Source organism: Moorena bouillonii PNG (assembly GCF_001942495.1).
Taxonomy (GTDB): Bacteria; Cyanobacteriota; Cyanobacteriia; order Cyanobacteriales; family Coleofasciculaceae; genus Moorena; species Moorena bouillonii.
In genome coordinates, this window is sequence record NZ_MKZS01000001.1 from 7,150,076 (window position 1) to 7,167,296 (window position 17,221).

The 17,221-nt window shown below is 43.3% G+C and carries 14 protein-coding genes and 1 pseudogene; 4 read left to right on the forward strand and 11 right to left on the reverse strand.

The features are described from left to right. Positions 1-7 precede the first annotated feature (7 nt). Positions 8-955, forward strand: coding sequence for a HEAT repeat domain-containing protein (locus BJP37_RS29085; protein WP_075904068.1), 948 nt, complete (start codon positions 8-10; stop codon positions 953-955). Here the strand turns inward: BJP37_RS29085 and BJP37_RS29090 are convergent. Further along, entirely contained in the window at positions 888-2,099 is a 1,212-nt protein-coding gene (locus BJP37_RS29090; RefSeq protein WP_075904071.1) for an RNA-guided endonuclease InsQ/TnpB family protein, read from the reverse strand. The genes BJP37_RS29085 and BJP37_RS29090 overlap by 68 nt on opposite strands. A gap of 111 nt (positions 2,100-2,210) precedes the next feature. Between BJP37_RS29090 and BJP37_RS44735 the strand changes: the two genes are divergently transcribed. Further along, positions 2,211-2,558, forward strand: a complete 348-nt coding sequence (locus BJP37_RS44735) for a HEAT repeat domain-containing protein (protein ID WP_293054801.1) — start codon at positions 2,211-2,213, stop codon at positions 2,556-2,558. Positions 2,559-2,845: 287 nt separating this feature from the next. Here the strand turns inward: BJP37_RS44735 and BJP37_RS29100 are convergent, their stop codons facing one another. The 3 genes from BJP37_RS29100 to BJP37_RS37730 all read right to left on the reverse strand — a co-directional run bounded on the left by BJP37_RS29100 (position 2,846) and on the right by BJP37_RS37730 (position 4,595). Next, a complete protein-coding gene (locus BJP37_RS29100) occupies positions 2,846-3,796 on the reverse strand; it encodes an isoaspartyl peptidase/L-asparaginase (RefSeq protein ID WP_075904075.1) in 951 nt (316 codons plus the stop codon). Between the two features lie 147 nt (positions 3,797-3,943). Beyond that, positions 3,944-4,102 (reverse strand): DUF2256 domain-containing protein, encoded by a 159-nt coding sequence (locus BJP37_RS29105; protein WP_075904077.1) that lies wholly within the window; start codon positions 4,100-4,102, stop codon positions 3,944-3,946. Between the two features lie 268 nt (positions 4,103-4,370). Beyond that, positions 4,371-4,595: a hypothetical protein gene (locus BJP37_RS37730; RefSeq protein ID WP_158069816.1), complete on the reverse strand. Its 225-nt coding sequence runs from the start codon at positions 4,593-4,595 to the stop codon at positions 4,371-4,373. A 574-nt stretch (positions 4,596-5,169) separates the two neighbouring features. Between BJP37_RS37730 and BJP37_RS29115 the strand changes: the two genes are divergently transcribed. Then, positions 5,170-5,463, forward strand: a complete 294-nt coding sequence (locus BJP37_RS29115) for a DUF8820 family protein (protein WP_075904082.1) — start codon at positions 5,170-5,172, stop codon at positions 5,461-5,463. Positions 5,464-5,483: 20 nt separating this feature from the next. Here the strand turns inward: BJP37_RS29115 and BJP37_RS40245 are convergent, their stop codons facing one another. From BJP37_RS40245 to BJP37_RS44025, 3 genes are all read right to left on the reverse strand, one after another. Further along, complete coding sequence (locus BJP37_RS40245) at positions 5,484-5,639, reverse strand: hypothetical protein (RefSeq protein ID WP_158069817.1); 156 nt, start codon at positions 5,637-5,639, stop codon at positions 5,484-5,486. Positions 5,640-5,885: 246 nt separating this feature from the next. Further along, positions 5,886-8,132: an FdhF/YdeP family oxidoreductase gene (locus tag BJP37_RS29120; protein ID WP_075904084.1), complete on the reverse strand. Its 2,247-nt coding sequence runs from the start codon at positions 8,130-8,132 to the stop codon at positions 5,886-5,888. 68 nt (positions 8,133-8,200) lie between these two features. Then, positions 8,201-8,323 (reverse strand): hypothetical protein, encoded by a 123-nt coding sequence (locus BJP37_RS44025; RefSeq protein ID WP_269087083.1) that lies wholly within the window; start codon positions 8,321-8,323, stop codon positions 8,201-8,203. A gap of 345 nt (positions 8,324-8,668) precedes the next feature. Between BJP37_RS44025 and fdhD the strand changes: the two genes are divergently transcribed. After that, complete coding sequence (gene fdhD, locus BJP37_RS29125) at positions 8,669-9,517, forward strand: formate dehydrogenase accessory sulfurtransferase FdhD (protein WP_075904086.1); 849 nt, start codon at positions 8,669-8,671, stop codon at positions 9,515-9,517. Positions 9,518-9,752: 235 nt separating this feature from the next. Here the strand turns inward: fdhD and BJP37_RS29130 are convergent, their stop codons facing one another. From BJP37_RS29130 to BJP37_RS29145, 4 genes and pseudogenes are all read right to left on the reverse strand, one after another. Continuing rightward, on the reverse strand, positions 9,753-13,130 hold the full coding sequence (locus BJP37_RS29130) for a DUF4347 domain-containing protein (RefSeq protein WP_269087084.1): 3,378 nt from the start codon (positions 13,128-13,130) through the stop codon (positions 9,753-9,755). 53 nt (positions 13,131-13,183) lie between these two features. Then, positions 13,184-14,291 (reverse strand): annotated as a pseudogene (locus BJP37_RS29135) (IS630 family transposase). Between the two features lie 747 nt (positions 14,292-15,038). After that, positions 15,039-15,398, reverse strand: a complete 360-nt coding sequence (locus BJP37_RS40255) for a hypothetical protein (protein ID WP_158069818.1) — start codon at positions 15,396-15,398, stop codon at positions 15,039-15,041. A 591-nt stretch (positions 15,399-15,989) separates the two neighbouring features. Further along, positions 15,990-17,162: a peptidoglycan recognition protein family protein gene (locus BJP37_RS29145; RefSeq protein ID WP_075904092.1), complete on the reverse strand. Its 1,173-nt coding sequence runs from the start codon at positions 17,160-17,162 to the stop codon at positions 15,990-15,992. Between the last annotated feature and the right edge of the window lie 59 nt (positions 17,163-17,221).

Consider the following 17,221-nt stretch of genomic DNA (forward strand, 5'->3'; position numbering starts at 1 on the left):
TCAACCCTTGAAGATAGCAGATAATTCCCTACTGCAAGAAATTTTAGCAGCATTAGTTACCCTAGCAGCCAGTGATTCACGGCGAGTTGGTTACCAAATTCATCAGCAGGTCTTTCAAATCCTATCCGACTTGAATCAGACTGAGATTAAACTTGACCTTTTACAACTATTGAAAGATAGAGCAAACTCTCAGAAAGATACACAATCCCAGGAAAGCCAAGTGGAATTAGGGCAAAACCAATTAGGGCAAAACCAATTAGGGCAAAACCCGACAGTCATTAAAACCTTTTTGGCAGGGCTAGAGGATAATAATAATACCGTGCGTCACCAGGCCAGTGAGATATTAACTAGTGATAGATTAACTAGTGATAGTTTAAATAAATTAGACTCTCCTGACTATTATCTCACTACTTTCGATTACACTAGTCTTCCAAAAAATCCTCAAAACTCATCACTAAGTACTATTCTCAGATTAGACAATACTTCAGAAAGCTTAGTAAATAAACTGCTGAGCTGGCTAAAAGATGACGATGCTACCGTTCGTTCTGAAGCAGCTTTAGCATTAGGTGAATTGGGTCAGGTTTCTGAGCCAGTCGTGAATAGCTTGTTGATGCGGTTAAACGATAAAAATTCTCGTGTTCGTTACTCCAGTATCTGGGCATTGGGCAAATTGAAGCAGCGTGGTAAAACCGTTGTGAGTGCGTTATTGACAAGGCTAAACGATCAAAATTCTCGTGTTCGTTGCTTGAGTGCTTCAGTGTTGGGTAAATTAGACCAGCCTACTCAAGCTGTAGTCAGTGCTTTAGTCACATCCCTCAAAGATCAAGATTCTGATCTCCGTTGTGCCGCTGCTACTGCTTTAGGTCAGTTAGTTGACACTCCCCGGTCTAAAGACGCGGGGATTCTTTGTTCACAGACTCGACTTGCTCAACCAGGCCAGAGCCAGGAAGAGTAGAGGCCAAATCTCCCAAAGCGTTCGGATCTAGGATCCAAGTTCCTGTGTGCCCCACAGTACTTAAGGCTCTTTTTAGGATGTTGATTGCAGCATTATAATCTCTATCAAGCCTGCAACCACACTTACATACATGGGTTCTAGTCGATAAAGACTTTTTCACTACTTCACCGCACCTAGAACAATTTTGGCTAGTATAAGCAGGATTAACTGCAACAGTTACCTTCCCGAACTTAATACCAAACTGTTCCATCCATTTCCGAAACTGATACCAACCTGCATCATTAATTGACTTGGCAAGACAATGGTTTTTGACCAGATTTTTGACCCTCAAATCTTCATAAGCGACCAGATCGTTAGACCGGATTACGCAACGTGCCAGTCTCTTGGCATGTTCCTCACGCTGCCTACTTATTTTGAGGTGTGTTCTACCTAGTTTATTAATAGCTTTCTTACGGTTAGCAGAGCCTTTCTTTTTTCGGGAAACCCGACGTTGATAAAATTTTAGACGCTTTTCTCCAGTCCGATAAAACCGGGGGTTAGGTTCAGCGTTCCCAACGGAATCAGTATAGAAGTCCTTTAGTCCGACGTCTAATCCAATAGCGCTCCCAGTTGGCTCCAGTTCTTCCGCTATGTCAACTGAAACACAGAACTGGACATAGTATCCATCGGCTCGACGGACTATCCTAACCCTCTTGATTTGCTTCGCGGTCTCGCGCCACAAGTCCCATGTACCTTTGAGCTTGAGTTTCCCAATTCCTTTCTTGTCAGTGAAGGTGATTGACTTTTTATCAGGGGATAATTTCCAGCCTGATTGTTTGTATTCGACTGACCTGCCACGTTTTTGGAATTTAGGAAAACCCTTTTTACCAGGTACCTTCTTCTTGCAGTTGTCATAGAAACGGCCAATCGATGACCATGCTCTTTCAGCAGCAGCTTGTCGAGCGGTAGAGTTTAATTCATTAGCAAATGGGAACTGTTTAGCTAATATTTTGCAATATTTGCTAAGGTCGTATTTTCCCGTCCCTTTATTATCCATCCATAGACGAATGCAAGAGTTTCGGATAAATCTAACTGTCCGGATAGCTTCATCAATGGCTTGATACTGGGACTTTTTGCCTTTAGCTTTAAACTCTAATATGATCATCGGATATCGACCCTTTCCGTTACTCTTTTAGAGTACCACATTTAGCGAAAACTATCAGGACATATCTCAGAAAAGCCGTCCTAGAAGGACGGGGCTTTAAACCCATACATAATTTTTGGTAATGGTCAGTTAGGGAACCTTTCTGAAACAGTTGTCAGTGCCCTACTACCCCAGCTAGAGGATCAAGATTCTGATGTACGTTGTGCCACTATTAATGCCTTAAGCCAGTTGGGTAATTCTTCTCAAGTTGTGATCACTGCTTTGCTGGGGTGCCTCAAAGATGAAGAGTCTGGTGTACGGGCCTCAGCAGCTGAGACCTTAGCTGAGTTAGGTAAACCATCTAGTTATGTGTCCAGTGCTCTTGCACAATGGATTGAGCTGCACCAATCCTCAGACTATGTGGGTAGTGGGATTGATGCTCTATGGAATTTGGAAATCCCACAAGGGAGTAGGGAGTAGGGAGTAGGGAGTAGGGAGTAGGGAGTAGGGAGTAGGAGCTGAGGGGTTGACCACAAGGCTAATTCTCAGAAAAAATGGCTCAAAGTATTGCTAGGCAACGCTTTTAGCCATTGAGATACTATTTAGTATAAAAAATCAATTATCAAAATATCAAAGCTATACACAATAGCAGTTTGAGGCCACTAAAGTTAACAGCTTAGTCTAACAGGTACCGAAAAGCCATTACTAATGACTATCAAGATTTCAGCATCCTGTATGCGTAATTGTTCAGATACATTTAAATCGACTTAAATCGACAAAAATTCCACATCCTTAGTCATATTCAACGTATCCACAATCTTTTCCCCAGTATGATAAGCTGCTAGCAGCACTTCGCTAGTTTTGCCCCATGCGATCGCACCATTAGCATCTAGAGCGATAGCGGCAAAATCTCGCTGATTCTTCCGAGCTTCCTTAAATGAACGCTCCATGGCATTCACCAGGGATAAACCATCAGTGACTCGCACCACAATCCGTGCTGCTAGACACTCTTCCATAATGTCTTCCCCGATACCGGTGCAGCTCACTGCTGCATCACCAGTAGCGTAATTTCCTGCTGGCATTGCCGAGTCACTGACGCGACCAATCCGTTCAAAACCCTTACCACCAGTAGAGGTCCCTGCTGCCAGATGACCCCGGCTATCTAGTACAACCACACCAATGGTTCCCCTTCGAGCTTCAGAGCTGGTCACCAATTCGTCCTCAGCAATCACTCCCGCCATCTTATGGCTAAAATTGGCCTGCCTTTCTTGAAGCCACTCTTGTAACCGCAGCTTCGTCATAGGATTGTAAACCGGGAGTTGCAGGTCTCGTAACAATTCTGCAGCTCCATAGTCCGACAGCACGCGGTCATCGGAGCCTTGCAACGCTTCTGCCAGCTGAATCGGATGCTGCACTCGCGACACATTAATCACACCGCTGAAGCGCTGAGATTGACCTTCCATCAGGGACGCACTCATCCGGATTTGCCCATCTGATTGCAACACTGAACCGGTTCCAGCATTAAAGCGCGGGTCATCTTCTAACAGTTGGCAGCCTCGGACCACAGCATCAGTCGCACTACTACCGTTCGCTAACAAGGCATAAATCTCCTCAATAATTGAGTGGAGGGACTTGCGAATCGCATCAGCCCCTCCTTTGCCTTTTATAGAACTACCAGCACCACCGTGGATAATGACTTTGGGACACACCGTCTTCATAAACATACACAATACTGAAGAAAATATTAAGGATTAGAACACATAGTGTGAATTATGAGAGTCTGGTGTGTCAAGTATGAAAATATACAAAACACAAAAAGTTCACTGACGAAACCTTTGGAACTAGCCCTGGTTATCCTTGATACCTCATCTCTGCTTCACGCCAGATTTCCGTCTGCGACAGCGCTCTGAGCAATATTTGACTTCCTCCCAACAATCTTGCCATTTTTTGCGCCATGTAAAGGAACGTTGACAAACAGGGCAAATTTTTGTTGGCAGGTTCGATTTCAATTGCTGGCGTGTCATATTAGTTCTAATATAGACTATAAATACCTAAAATTGTAACAAATTATTAATTTATATCAAGTTTAATTAAAACAATTTACAAAAGTTAATTATATAGCGGTTTGTTAATCGTTAATTGGTAAGCATTCAGCTATCAGCTAATGCGCTACGCGCACGCTACTTGAGGTGCTATCAGCGTAAGTATTCAGCTATCAGTTATCAGCTATCAGTTATCAGCTATCAGTTATCAGCTATCAGCTATCAGTTATTAGCTTTCAGCTATCAGTTATTAGCTTTCAGTCAACAGCTGAAGGCTGACGGCTGAAGGCTGAAGGCTGAAGGCTGACGGCTGACGGCTGACGGCTGACGGCTGACGGCTGACGGCTGAAGGCTGACGGCTGAAGGCTGACGGCTGAAGGCTGACGGCTGACGGCTGAAGGCTGACGGCTGACGGCTGAAGGCTTGTGGCCACGCTACGGGAAAAGTTTATGCCCATAGCGTGGCCAACGGCCAACGGCTGACCGCTGACCGCTGACCGCTGAATGCTTAGGTTAATTGTTAATCGTTAATTGACCACTTTTGAGTTTTGATTGTCTATAGCAATTCTAAATAGGTTGTGAAATTTCACGGGGGCAGGATACCCGTACTCACAAGGATTTTGGGTTTCGGAATTTTCACAACTCGTTTATAAAACCTATAATTTTTCATACTTATCAAGTACTTTGTCCTAGGTTTTAGGCAATAGGGAGTAGGCAATAGGGAGTAGGCATAAGCCAATTGACTGTACATCATTACTAGGATAAATGCTATAGTAAAGGGAAGAAGAACCCTTATTATCAAGTCAGGTTGAATACCCATAATTAGAGGGAGGTTGGGAAGTGTGGGAAGTGTGGGGAGATAGGGAGATAGGGAGATGGGGACCCACCCCTAACCCCCTCCCAGGAGGGGAATATGGGGAGATGGGGGAGATTTTTATTAAGGGTAATTATCCCGACATGATATATGACCTTTCCCAACTAATCGATAACTAGATAACAATTAATCAAACTAACAACTAATCAAACTCACAACTAATCAAAAAATAACCTATGCAACCTATTCGACAAGGGGACGTTATTTTACTTCCTGTAGAGCAAATTAATGGACAACAGTTACCTCACCTAACCCTAGCAGAAGGGGAAGTAACTGGACATTCTCATCGCATCAGTGACGGTGTTGCTCAGTTATACGAAAAAAATGGCATCCTTTATTTACAAGTTCTCTCAGAAACAGCAACCTTAACTCACGAAGAGCATCAGCGAATTGAGCTTCCCCAAGGTAGCTGGATGGTGCGAATTCAACGGGAATATGAACCTCAAGGATGGCGATATGTTGCTGACTAATATCATTTCCGGTTGACTACTTATATAGCAAAGGGAACAGGGAGTAGGGAGTAGGGAGTAGGGAGTAGGGAGTAGGGAGTAGGGAGTAGGGCGTAGGGAGTAGGGAGTAGGGAGTAGTGAGTAGGGAGTAGGGAGTAGGGAGTAGGGAGTAGGGAGTAGGGAGTAGGGAACAACAATTATTACAATTCCTACACGGATCCCTATTCAAACTTGTAACGTGAAACTTGATCAAGTGAAACTTGATAACGTGAAACTTGTAACGTTAAACTTGTAACTTGATAACTTGTAACTTGATAACTTGCAACTTGGTAACTTGTAACTTACCAATTACTAATTACTAAGCATTCAGCTGTTCGCGTAGCGTGAGCTTTTAGCTCACGGCTGACAGCTGACGGCTGTATGCTTACCTCGATACTATCTCCTTAAATCTTCTCCAGTCGAACCAAAGCATTGTAGTCTGGAATATCCACTTCAGGCGATCGCTTACCTTTATCCAATAGCACATTTCCCTCAGGCCAATGTACCTGTAAATTTCCTGGTGTAATCGGTGCGATATGGATGTGTCCTTGGAATTGACCCTGTTGATTCCTCAGAATTACGGCATCGCCATGGTTTAATCCCAGTTTTTTAGCATCCACCCGACTCATCAGCACGGCCTTTCGCTTTGCCCCAGTAATGGCATCTTTCTGTTCTTGCACCATGCTGTTAAATTGTTTACCTCGTCTGGTGGCTACTAGGAAATGACCGTCTGGCAGTTCTCGCTTCGGTGGAGATAAAGGGGAAAAATGGGCTAAACCATCCGGTGTGGGGAAATTCCAGCCAAAGCAAAGATGGGAACCGCCATACTGGAATTGATCACCGGCTTCCTTCAGATGTTGGATACCAGCATACTGGGGGATAACCTGGGCAATTTCTGCCCGAATCGCGGCTGTGCTATCAAAGTGTAATTTATCTGCTAAATCGGGACGCACTCGCTGTGCTAGTTCCATAAACACTTCCCACTCGGGACGGGCTTCCCCAATCCGAGGGCCAGGAATTTCTGGACTGAAAATCACCCGTCTCTCGGTACTGGTTTCAGTTACTCCCCCTGGGATTTCGTAGCGAGTCGTGGCTGGTAACAAGACTACGGTTTCCCCAGGTTCTACTAACATTTGACTGGAGAGGACAATATCCATATGGACTCTCAGAGGGATTCGCTGTAGTGCCTCTTTGATATAATCTGGTTCTGGCAACACCTCCAGGAAATTGCCTCCGACGGAAAACAGTGTATCCAACTCCCCTGAATGGGCAGCATCAATCATTTCCGCTGCTGTTAATCCTTTGGTGGTGGGAACCTCAAACTGCCATTGTTGGCTGAGCTTGGCAGCATTTTCTGGAGTAATGGGCTTACCACCAGGAAAAACCGTGGCATAGCATCCCATTTCTGCTCCTCCTTGCACCCCAGAGTGACCCCGAATCGGCATTAACCCACAGCCTTCTCGACCAACAAACCCTTTGGCTAAGGCTAGGTTAATGATGGCTCGCACATTATCTTCGCCACACTGATGCTGGGTAATACCCATGCTCCAGACAAACACAGCTTTATCAGCTTCAGCTAGCATCTTGGCAAAGGCATACATATATTCACGGGAAGTACCAGAAAGCTGTTCTAGTTCTTCCCAGGATTGGTTAGCCAGGGTTGCTTTTAATTGCTCAAAATTACTCGTATGATTTTTGATGAAGGATAAGTCTACCCAATGGTTGGCAATCATTTCTTTAAGGGTGCCATTGAGGAATGCCATATCCCCACCCATGTTGATTAAAAAGAAGTCTTCGGCAAATTTAGTACCAAATAAGGCACTTTCTGGTATCGAAGGCACCCAATAGCGTTCCATACCTGGTTCTTGGTAAGTGTTAATTACCACGATTTTGGTACCAGCCTTCTTAGCCCAGTGGAGATACTTAACTGTAACTGGCTGATTGTTGGCAACGTTAGAGCCAATGAATACTAATAAATCTGTGCCAATCCAATCTTTATAAGAACAGGTAGTAGCTGCTACCCCTAATCCGCCTTTAAGTCCAGCGGTACTGGGAGAATGGCAGATGCGAGCAGCATTATCTATATTATTAGTCCCGATTGCCCGCACTGCTTTTTGGGCAGCGTAGTAGGTTTCATTTACTGTACCTCTACTGGTTAGATAAACGCTGAATCGGTTAGTGGTGGTATCGATGGGTGAAGGGAAACTATTCCGTAGGGAATCGCTGATTAATTCAAGTGCTTTATCCCAGCTAATTCGACGGAATCCTTTCTGCCCTCGTTGCCGCATCATGGGGTAAGGAAGCCGTCCCAAATCCCGCAGTTGGATACTTTTTTTCCTCTGAAGCTGGGAGACATCTGCTAAGATTTGGGGGTCAAATGCTGGCATGGTATTCATCCGCAACAACCGCAGCCGGACATTACAGACATGGACCCCATCAACAGTCCAGTCTTTCATACCAGTAGTGCCAAGGGCGCAACCGTCGCACACTCCCTGATTTAAAATATCCCAAGCATAGGATAACTGGTCTCGGTTTTCCCAAGCTGCTCTGAAGACTTCCCAATAATTGTTCGGGTATTGTTCACCAATACCGAATGGTTTCCAGTTTGCCCAGTGGGAAGGAGTCCAGCGTTTTTTTGGTTGACGCAGCATGAGTTTGGAGTAACGTTAAAATCTGGGGACTTGATTACGTTACCATAAACTTATAGCAATTATCATAGCTATGAGGTAAACAATTTCTGGATTTTAGGGAGCAGGGAGCAGGGAGCAGGGAATAGGGAATAGGGAATAGGGAATAGGGAATAGGGAACAGGGAACAGGGAACAGGGAACAAAAATTATCACAATTACTCTACGGATTACTATCTAATAAATTACTTAATTTAAGGAAATGCTGAGGATGAAATGTTGGAGTAAATATAACGGTTTATTGGTGTCAATAAACTGAGGGTTAAAGGGTTGGTTGCTAGAAATTTTTGTGTTTGTTGATAGCATAGCGATCGCTTAGTTTAGGAATGCCATAAAAAGTTATATAAATCTATAGTATTTCTCAAATCGGTGAGGTATATTTTTAATTTTAAGGAATAGTAATCCAGTTATACTCCCTACTCCCTACTCCCTGTTCCCTGTTCCCTGTTCCCTACCTTTACAGATAAATTCTAAACTTGGTGCAAGCTCTGAGTATAAACTATGAATCAGCACCGTAGCAAAACTAAATCCCAAGTCTGGGTAGTGGAAAACAGCCAAGTGCGATCGCGTTTAGATCAACTGGCAACAGAGGAACCCTTGGAAATTCGCCTGACCTCTCCCCAGAAAACCGTTGCGGTGACGATGCGCACCCCAGGGGCAGATTTTGAACTAGCAGCAGGGTTCCTCTATAGTGAAGGAATTGTCAAGCATCGGGATGATATTCAACGGATTAGCTACTGTGTGGATTCTAATCGAGATGGTGAGCAGCACTATAACATTGTCAATGTGGCCCTGAGGCAGGAACTTACTCCAGATTTACAGCCCCTGGAACGCCACTTTTTTACCACCAGCGCCTGTGGAATTTGTGGAAAAGCCAGTCTTGAGGCACTACGGTTGCGAGGGTGTCCAGTGATGTCTGATGCGATGGAAGTCAGCACTGAAGTGATTTACAGCCTCTCGGAACAGCTGCGTTCAGCTCAATCAGTGTTTTCCACAACTGGGGGAATCCATGCTGCTGGGTTGTTTAATTCCCAAGGAGAATTACTCTCGTTACAAGAAGATGTAGGACGTCACAATGCTGTGGATAAATTGGTGGGTTCAGCGTTATTAACTAATCAACTGCCTTTAAGCGATCGCATTGTGATGGTAAGTGGGCGCTCTAGTTTTGAGATTCTACAAAAATGTCTGATGGCTAGGGTACCTATTGTTTGCGCAGTATCTGCTCCCAGCAGTCTAGCGGTAACCCTAGCCAGAGAGTTTGGGATTACTCTAGTCGGATTTCTGCGGGGAAAACGGTTTAATGTTTATTCTGGGAAAGAGCGTATTTGCAGTTTTTTTGATCATGGTTGATATGTCAGCATTCAGCGGTCAGCGGTCAGCGGTCAGCATTCCGTAACTCAGATTAAACTTTTGCTTACCTGTTGTCTTGATGCAGTCGCTTATTCAAAAGCTGTTTGGTGTAGCTTATCCTATGCCCATAAGCACATCAAGTAGCGTGGCACAGGCTTCTAGCCTGTGCCACCCATTAGCTGATAGCACCTCAAGTAGCGTGCCCGTAGCGCATTAGCTGATAGCTTACGCTAGATTACACAACAACAAAATCCTCAGCCGTAATCAGATTGACGTCCACACCAGTCAAGAAAGCTAACGGTTGATTATTTTGAGTTGTGATCCAAGTGTCACCATTTTGCTCAAAGATAGAAAGTGACCCAAAGGTTAGACCTCCCTCTAATTGCAACAAATCTAGACCATCTTCAAAGTCAACAATAGTGTTCTTGCCTGCTGTGGACAAGACAAAGGTATCTTTTCCAGCGCCACCAGTCAGGATGTTATCTCCTTGACCACCATTGAGTAGGTCCTCACCGCTACCGCCGAAGAGTTTATCTTGACCTTGACCGCCTAAGAGGGTGTCATTACCCTCGTCTCCAAACAATTGATCATCACCATCGCCACCGTCAAGGAGGTCGTCACCAGCCAGTCCTTGGAGGGTATCTTGACTGTTAAGACCCTTGAGGGTGTCGTTCCGTGAAGTACCAGTGAGTTTATCATTGTTTGGGGTGCCAATTTCCGTGATACCCACAAGAAGTATAGAACTCGCATCTGAGAGAGTCCATGCCCCACGCCCCAGAGTGCCAGCTACCAGTAGGTCATCGCTGGGATCGTAGTCAAGATCCCAAACAGGAACATTAGGTAAATCGGTTCCTAGTTTTAACCAATCGGTGAAATTACTGCTGCTAGTTGCTGAAAAGATGCCTATATTGCTGCCCACTACAATCCCATCTACCGTAGGACCGGAAATAAACTCAATTGATCGCAAATTCAAATCCGCCGCTTCTAAATTTAAGCTGGTGGCGAATGTTTGCAGGTTGCCCGTGATATCCATCCAGTTATTTGCATCGGTGGTTTGAAATACTTGGTCATCATCAATGGCAAAGGCAGTCATCCAGTCGTCGCTATCGAGTACGATGTCTCGAACTGTTTCACCGAAATAGTTGGTGTTCGCTAATATCCCGCCTGATGTGGTGCGGGCAAATATGCTAGATTTAGATCCGACATAAAGTACGTCTGGATTATCTTGCCCATTCCGACGACCACCATAGACAATTGGATCGCCATCACTGCTGTTAACTCCCACACTACCGCCGCCAGCCGTGTTCACAATACTGACGTTATCACCCTGGTCAAACGATTCGTAGACGCGAGTGCGTCCACCAATAGCAATACGGTTGGGATCAACTTCATTGACTACTACTGGTGTGAGAAATTGTGTATCTTCTTGAATGAAACCATTGCGATTAGGAAAAGTCTCGCTGATTAGGTTGTTATTTGCATCATAGACCCGACGTCTGAAAAAAAACAGACTTTGATTGCTTGAGTATCGCACCGATTGCTGATCGTTATTAGGATCAATCGAAACTGCGACATCGCCGCCATCAGCCTTAGACACGCTGTCCCAGACCACTGAATCAGGGTTATTTTGTTGTGTTGTGCCTGTATCCTGGTTTCCGCTGATGATAATGTTGGAAACGGTATCGTAAGCAATATCGTGGATCTCAGTAACTTGCAAATTGCCATTGAGGGAAAACCAATCCCCAGTGTTGTCTTGTGGATTGGTGCGGCGGTAGATTCCTCCATCATCCACTTCAATGATGTCGCCATTGGCATCGAAGGTCATTTCGCGGGAATCGGCATGGGGCGCGCTACTACTTTTCGTTCCGCCATTGGGAATGGCTGTAATAAGGTTGCTGTGGGTCAAATGTTCCCACTGAGGGGAAGGAGACTCATTGGTTGGATCAACTGTCGTATCACCACGGAACAGTCGCCCAGAAGCAGTTCGTGCCCCTACAAAGGTTGGGAAAGTTGTGTTCTGCCCTCGAGGTGCTCCTTGCCGATCACCACCGATATAGACAACATTCTGATTGTCAGGATCGGCAAGAATCGAGAAATGTAGAAATCCTTGACCTCCTGGTTTTTGTGTGGGGTTGAGACCCACATTTGTCGGGTTTCCTCCAACTAGTTCTGGGGTCCGTGGCAAGTCCATTTGAGTCCAAGTTGGGTTGGGTGCCGTTGGATTGTCTGTAAATCCGATATAAGAGGGTTGCCCATTGGTGAGAACAGCAGTGTATAGGCGACCATTGCTTGCGACCGCCATCTCTGTGTTATTATTACCTACCCCAGTGATGACCCGATCTAGATTTGCATCCTGATCAGACAGGTTAATCCAATTAGCTCCACCATCATCTGAGCGAAAAATACCGTTGCCCTGAACCGATACGTAGAAACGCTGGTTGTTAGTTGGGTCACCCACTAGATCAAAGGCAGCTCCGGCATCAAGTCCATTGGTGCCTGATCTGAATTCCCAGCTTGCACCATTGTCAGTGCTGCGGTAAACACCCCCTTGAGTACCACCAAACAAATTATTAGCACTGACTAAGAGGGTGTTCCCGCGAGAGGCCACACCTGAAATATTTCGTCCTGACAGCAGAGTTTCATCGGCTTCATCAACCATACCGTCACGATCGTTATCCAGGTTATCAGCCGTTCCTAGTTGAATCCAGGTATTTCCTCCGTCAGTGGTCTTTAACAAACCAGTTAAAGGCCCCCCACGTCCGAAAGAACTGAAACGACCTATGCCAGCAATAATGGTTTGATTGGTTGGATCACTCGGATCAAATTCCATTGCGCCAATGGAATTCCCTGGCAAGTCATCCGTCAGCAGTGTCCAGTTAGGGCTGCTGTCCGTTGCATTCGTTGTTTTCCAAATCCCGCCATTTACGGCTCCGATATAAAGGATATTGGCATCATCAGGGTGAGCAAGCACCGTATGAATTGCCCCAGCCACCTCATTATTAGGCTGAACATTCTCAACTTGCCCATTCTCTGCCGGACTCGGTCCCTGGGCGATCCACTGTCCTTTAGCTAAAACTGAGCCATAAGCTGCTCGTGCTGCTGCCTGAAATGCCAACGGGACTTCAACATTACTGGTGGTTATTTCTAGTTCCCAGTCTCCTCCCAGTGCCCCAGAACCAGTGGGCTTTGTAGAAGCAGCAATTTCCGCCCCAGTTAGGTAGTGTAGCTTTTCCACAAACTCAATACCCGCATCCCCAGCAGCAACATTGCAACCGTAGAGAAGGATAGGAATAGAAGTGAACTTGCCTTCCTGAGTAAGAGAAGTTGAAGCAATCCAGGTCTTTAGTTGTCCACCATAGTGATTTAGAGTATCTAGACTAAGTTGGCTATTTCCTAAATACAAACACCCTGGTGAACCATGAGAAACGATGTGAATAGCAGTAATATCAGTGCGTCGTTGCAGAGCCTTGGTAATTTCTTCAACGCCATCCTGTGTAGAGTCCAGGACAATCACCTCAGCTTCCGGTACCGTACCATTAACTAAACTCTGATAATCATCAACCCCTGAGTCAATAAAGACAATAGTGCTAGAGGTTTTGGAGTGACTTCCCAAAGCTTTGTGTACCTCAGTCTCCCCAAAGTTCAACGACTTAAGCTGTTATGCATTTAAGCTGTGATAACAGCATTACCTTTATTTTTTATTTTTCGATCCCATTTAATAACTAGTTCTCCTTCATTTAAAAGATGATTTAGCAAAATTTCTAACTCTTCGATGGATTCAAAAAGACGATTAGCAATATATTCTTTAGCTGAATGCCAAACTAATTCAATTAAGTTATAGTCTGGGCTATATTTTGGCAAATACTCTAAATGTAGATTAGGCATTTCGGTTTCTATTTTCTCGATATACTCGGCTTTATTATGAAAACTAGCATTATCCAAAATAATTACTATTTTTGGTCCCTTTTTCACAAAGTCTTCTTTTTTATTACCTGCTTTTACCCATTCATTAATTAGCTCTTCATAAAAAAGCTTTAAGACTTCATAAAAACTTTGACTATTACTTTTTTTGAGAAAATCTACAAATCTTTTCTTATCTGAATATCGTAAAGCGCCCATTACATTTACCCTGCCTTTTCTTCTGTCTCCTCTGACTTTTTTCCTCGTCCCCTTTTTACACCAGTTTTTCCTCCTTATTACTCTTAAACTGAAACCACTCTCGTCCCAAAACCATACCTGTAAAAGTTCTGGGGTTTCTTTTTCTATTTTTAAATATTCGGATAACTTTTCTTTAAATGCTTTCCTTTTTTCAGAATCTCTCTTCGATTCTAAGCTATATTTTGACCAGACGTATACTTTTTTTTTCTAATATTATTCGCACTTGTGAGCCACTTAATTTAATTCCTGTTACTTTTTCTAAATAGGTGGCTAATCTTTGGGCTGACCATCGCCCAAATTCATATCCTAATTCTTGTGGTTCTTTTTCGACCGTCTCTACTAAAATTTCTATGTACTTATCTGTAGCTTTTTGATGATTACCTTTCATTCTTTGATCTTTAAGAGTTTCTAAGTTATCTGGGTCTCCGTGGACACACCAGTAACAAACTTTATTTTTTGAGCAGCCAATAAAATTAGCAATTTCTTGCTGTGTTTTGCCATCATTCAATAATAGCAAGATCAGAAGTCTCTCTCTAATATCTCCATTTTCTTCTATTTTTAGAGCTTTTTGAATTTTTTGTTTTTGCTCTGATGTGAGATAATTTTTAGCTGGCATCTTTTTTTTAGTGAATGACTGTTAACTCTATTATACCCAATTTAAATGCGCAACAGCTTATCGAGATCGTTAAAACTTGCATATTTGATATCAAACATGCTAAAATGCCCCTTTATGATGTGTTGGTTTGTAACAGTAGCCACTGGTGAAATGGCTACTAGTCTCAGCAGTCCTCTAAAATCCCGTTGATTACTGTTAGCATCCTGCACATTCTTATTAGTAGGTGGCTGCCATCCACCTACTAATAGTGACAATTTGCCAACAGAACCAAGCATTCGATAATCAGGGTTTGAGTAATTACAATCTCAACCCAAATTACCAATCAGATATTTAGGATAATATTTGCGACATAAACTATCCTAACTACACATCCGGCAACTATAGGCGAAGCTTTGATGAAGTATCACTCAAGTTTTATTAAATTTAAGTTAAGCAAAGCTTTCACATTTAATCAGATGATATAGATTTTTTATTTGAGTTGTAAACATACTCCCAAAGGGCAAGAGGCACAAGGCAAGAGGTAAGAGGCAAGAGGGGCAATAGATACGGATTTTTATTGCACAATAAAAAAATACCTCCTAGGTTTACATCTCATTTATATAGCAATTATCATAGCTATGAGGTACACAATTTCTGAGGTGCGACCCGTGGCGAATTTAATTCGCCACGGGTCGCACCTGAATGTAGGTATTGGCTTTTTGACGCAAAGCAAAATCTACATGCTTTGATTGGAGCCATTTAGCTAGTTCAACACGCTAGATATTCTCTATATCCGATAACCACAAAATCGTCACCTTTTAACATTTCAATTACCGGAAGCAGTAAAGCTTGTTGTTCTGACAGGTTACTGCACCCACGTTTATCTAAAAAAGTCCAATAAATCGGCCAAGCTCGTTTCGAGCAAATTACGCTGACCATAAATAAGTTGTATTGCTTCCATTGAGTTCTATCAAGAGCAATAAATAGACGTTTAGATTGAGGGCAATGAGTCTGAATTAGATGTTTAATAATTGGAAACCATAGTAAAGTTACACTCAGTTGAGGGAGTTTGAGGAATCTTTGTAAGTAACGGCGACGACTCTCAAATAATATCGGTTGAGGAAACAAAGCTGCTAAGGGTTCAATCCTGACTTGCGTGGTGATTTTGTAACAGCCCTACCAATAACTCAACAGTTATAAATTGAGTTGAGTTTAATCGGCTTTGAAGATGAGTCTGGTAAAATTGAGGTAGCATTTTCAATCTTATTGGTCTTGTTGACAATTGAGACCATTATTTTTTGACCACAAGTCGCTATAATTGCCAATTCATAAGGCTTCTGGCTTGGTTGTCACCCCGTCATAAACGAATTCGCTATCCTGTGGTCAAAAAAGGAAAAACGGTTGCTAAAAAAGGTAAAAATAAGAAGACGTAACTAAAATTTTGAAGACATTTGTTAACATATTAGCTTCAAAATAACACTGGGTTATTTTATCATATTATAAACTCAAGTTAATCTAAATAATTATGAATAGTTGTATAAAATTTAAAAAATAAATAACCATTATAGGGACGTTTAATTATGTCTATATTTATCAATAAATAGCATCAATTTAAGCATGGTTATACCTAGATAAAGGAGGCTAAATAATTCCTTTGTTAGCCTCCCGTTTTGGGTCATCGTCAACTACCAATTACGAATTGCAAATTACCGATTACCATTATTCCAAATTCAAAGTAGACCAAGTTATAGAACCTACAATCCCATCAGCATATAATCCTTTAGCTTTCTGATAAGCAATCACAGCAGATTTTGTCTGAGAGCCAAAATCCCCATCCGTTGAACCAGAATAAAATCCTTGGGTTTGGAGCAGCTGCTGTAGTTCCTCTACTTCTGATCCAACTGCTCCTTTAATTAAAGGAAGATAGGCCGATGAGGGTTGAACGTTACGCCATCTTTCTGAAAACTCTTCCAAGACTTCTTTTGGTAGTTGTTTTTCTAGCCACTCAATCGCTTGTTTTTGGTGAGGTAAGCCACGATAATACTTGTAGGTGTTAAGGAGCAGCACAGGCTCCCGCTTCTTGTTACCTGGTTCCGAAGGAGATTCCTCTGATGGTTTAGAAGAACTTTTCAGTGCTTCCCAGGTCTTTGAACCCACTAATCCATTGGCATCTAGTCCTTCAAACTTCTGAAAGGAAATCACTGCTTTGGTAGTAGCAGGACCAAAAATGCCATCAACTGGACCGGGACTAAACCCTTGAGTTTGGAGGGATTGCTGTAGCTCTTTGACTTTCAGACCAGTGTCTCCTTCTCTGAGATAGTCTTCAACTGATGAGTCAAGGCGCTGACGAACTTCTCGGCGCAACCGAGGCAATTGACTGTATAACCAGTCTCCAGGGCATTGGGTTGGTGAAAAGTCTCGATGCCCTTTAATATTGTCTGGGCTAATCTTGGTAGTATTGCAAATCGAAACACATAAATCTACCAAACTTTTCCATTGTTTGGCATTCATCCGGTAGCTGATAAAGGTGCCTTCATTTTCAATTCCAGGTGACTGGTTACCTAGAGTACTACCAGCATGAGCAGAGCTGACAGAACGTCCTTTTTTAATCGCTGATAAGGAACCCTGTCTACCTTCGAGTAAATGTCCACCCGTGGTATTCAAAAAGTTGTGACCTGAGTCATCCCAGCCAAACCCATCCATGTGGGATTTTTGAATACTCCTAGCCAAACTTCTGGAGCCCCATAAGGTTCCTTTGGATAGATCATTCGGGGCATTGGGAGTAGCAGTATGGTGAATAATAATATATCTTGGTCGAGTGGTATCTGGCCATTTTTTTGGGGGTTTAGCTCCCCATTCTTTTGCTGAAATGACACTAGCAGTGAAAGACATATTGACTTGCGGTCTCCAGTTATAGTAATTTACTAGTGGTATCCTTGGAATAGGATGCG

Bases quoted from the DNA above. Each gene is read 5' to 3' on its own strand.
- BJP37_RS29090 (WP_075904071.1), bottom strand. From the start codon at position 2,099: ATGATCATATTAGAGTTTAAAGCTAAAGGCAAAAAGTCCCAGTATCAA.
- BJP37_RS29100 (WP_075904075.1), bottom strand. From the start codon at position 3,796: ATGAAGACGGTGTGTCCCAAAGTCATTATCCACGGTGGTGCTGGTAGT.
- BJP37_RS29105 (WP_075904077.1), bottom strand. From the start codon at position 4,102: ATGACACGCCAGCAATTGAAATCGAACCTGCCAACAAAAATTTGCCCT.
- BJP37_RS29115 (WP_075904082.1), top strand. From the start codon at position 5,170: ATGCAACCTATTCGACAAGGGGACGTTATTTTACTTCCTGTAGAGCAA.
- BJP37_RS29120 (WP_075904084.1), bottom strand. From the start codon at position 8,132: ATGCTGCGTCAACCAAAAAAACGCTGGACTCCTTCCCACTGGGCAAAC.
- fdhD (WP_075904086.1), top strand. From the start codon at position 8,669: ATGAATCAGCACCGTAGCAAAACTAAATCCCAAGTCTGGGTAGTGGAA.
- BJP37_RS29145 (WP_075904092.1), bottom strand. From the start codon at position 17,162: ATGTCTTTCACTGCTAGTGTCATTTCAGCAAAAGAATGGGGAGCTAAA.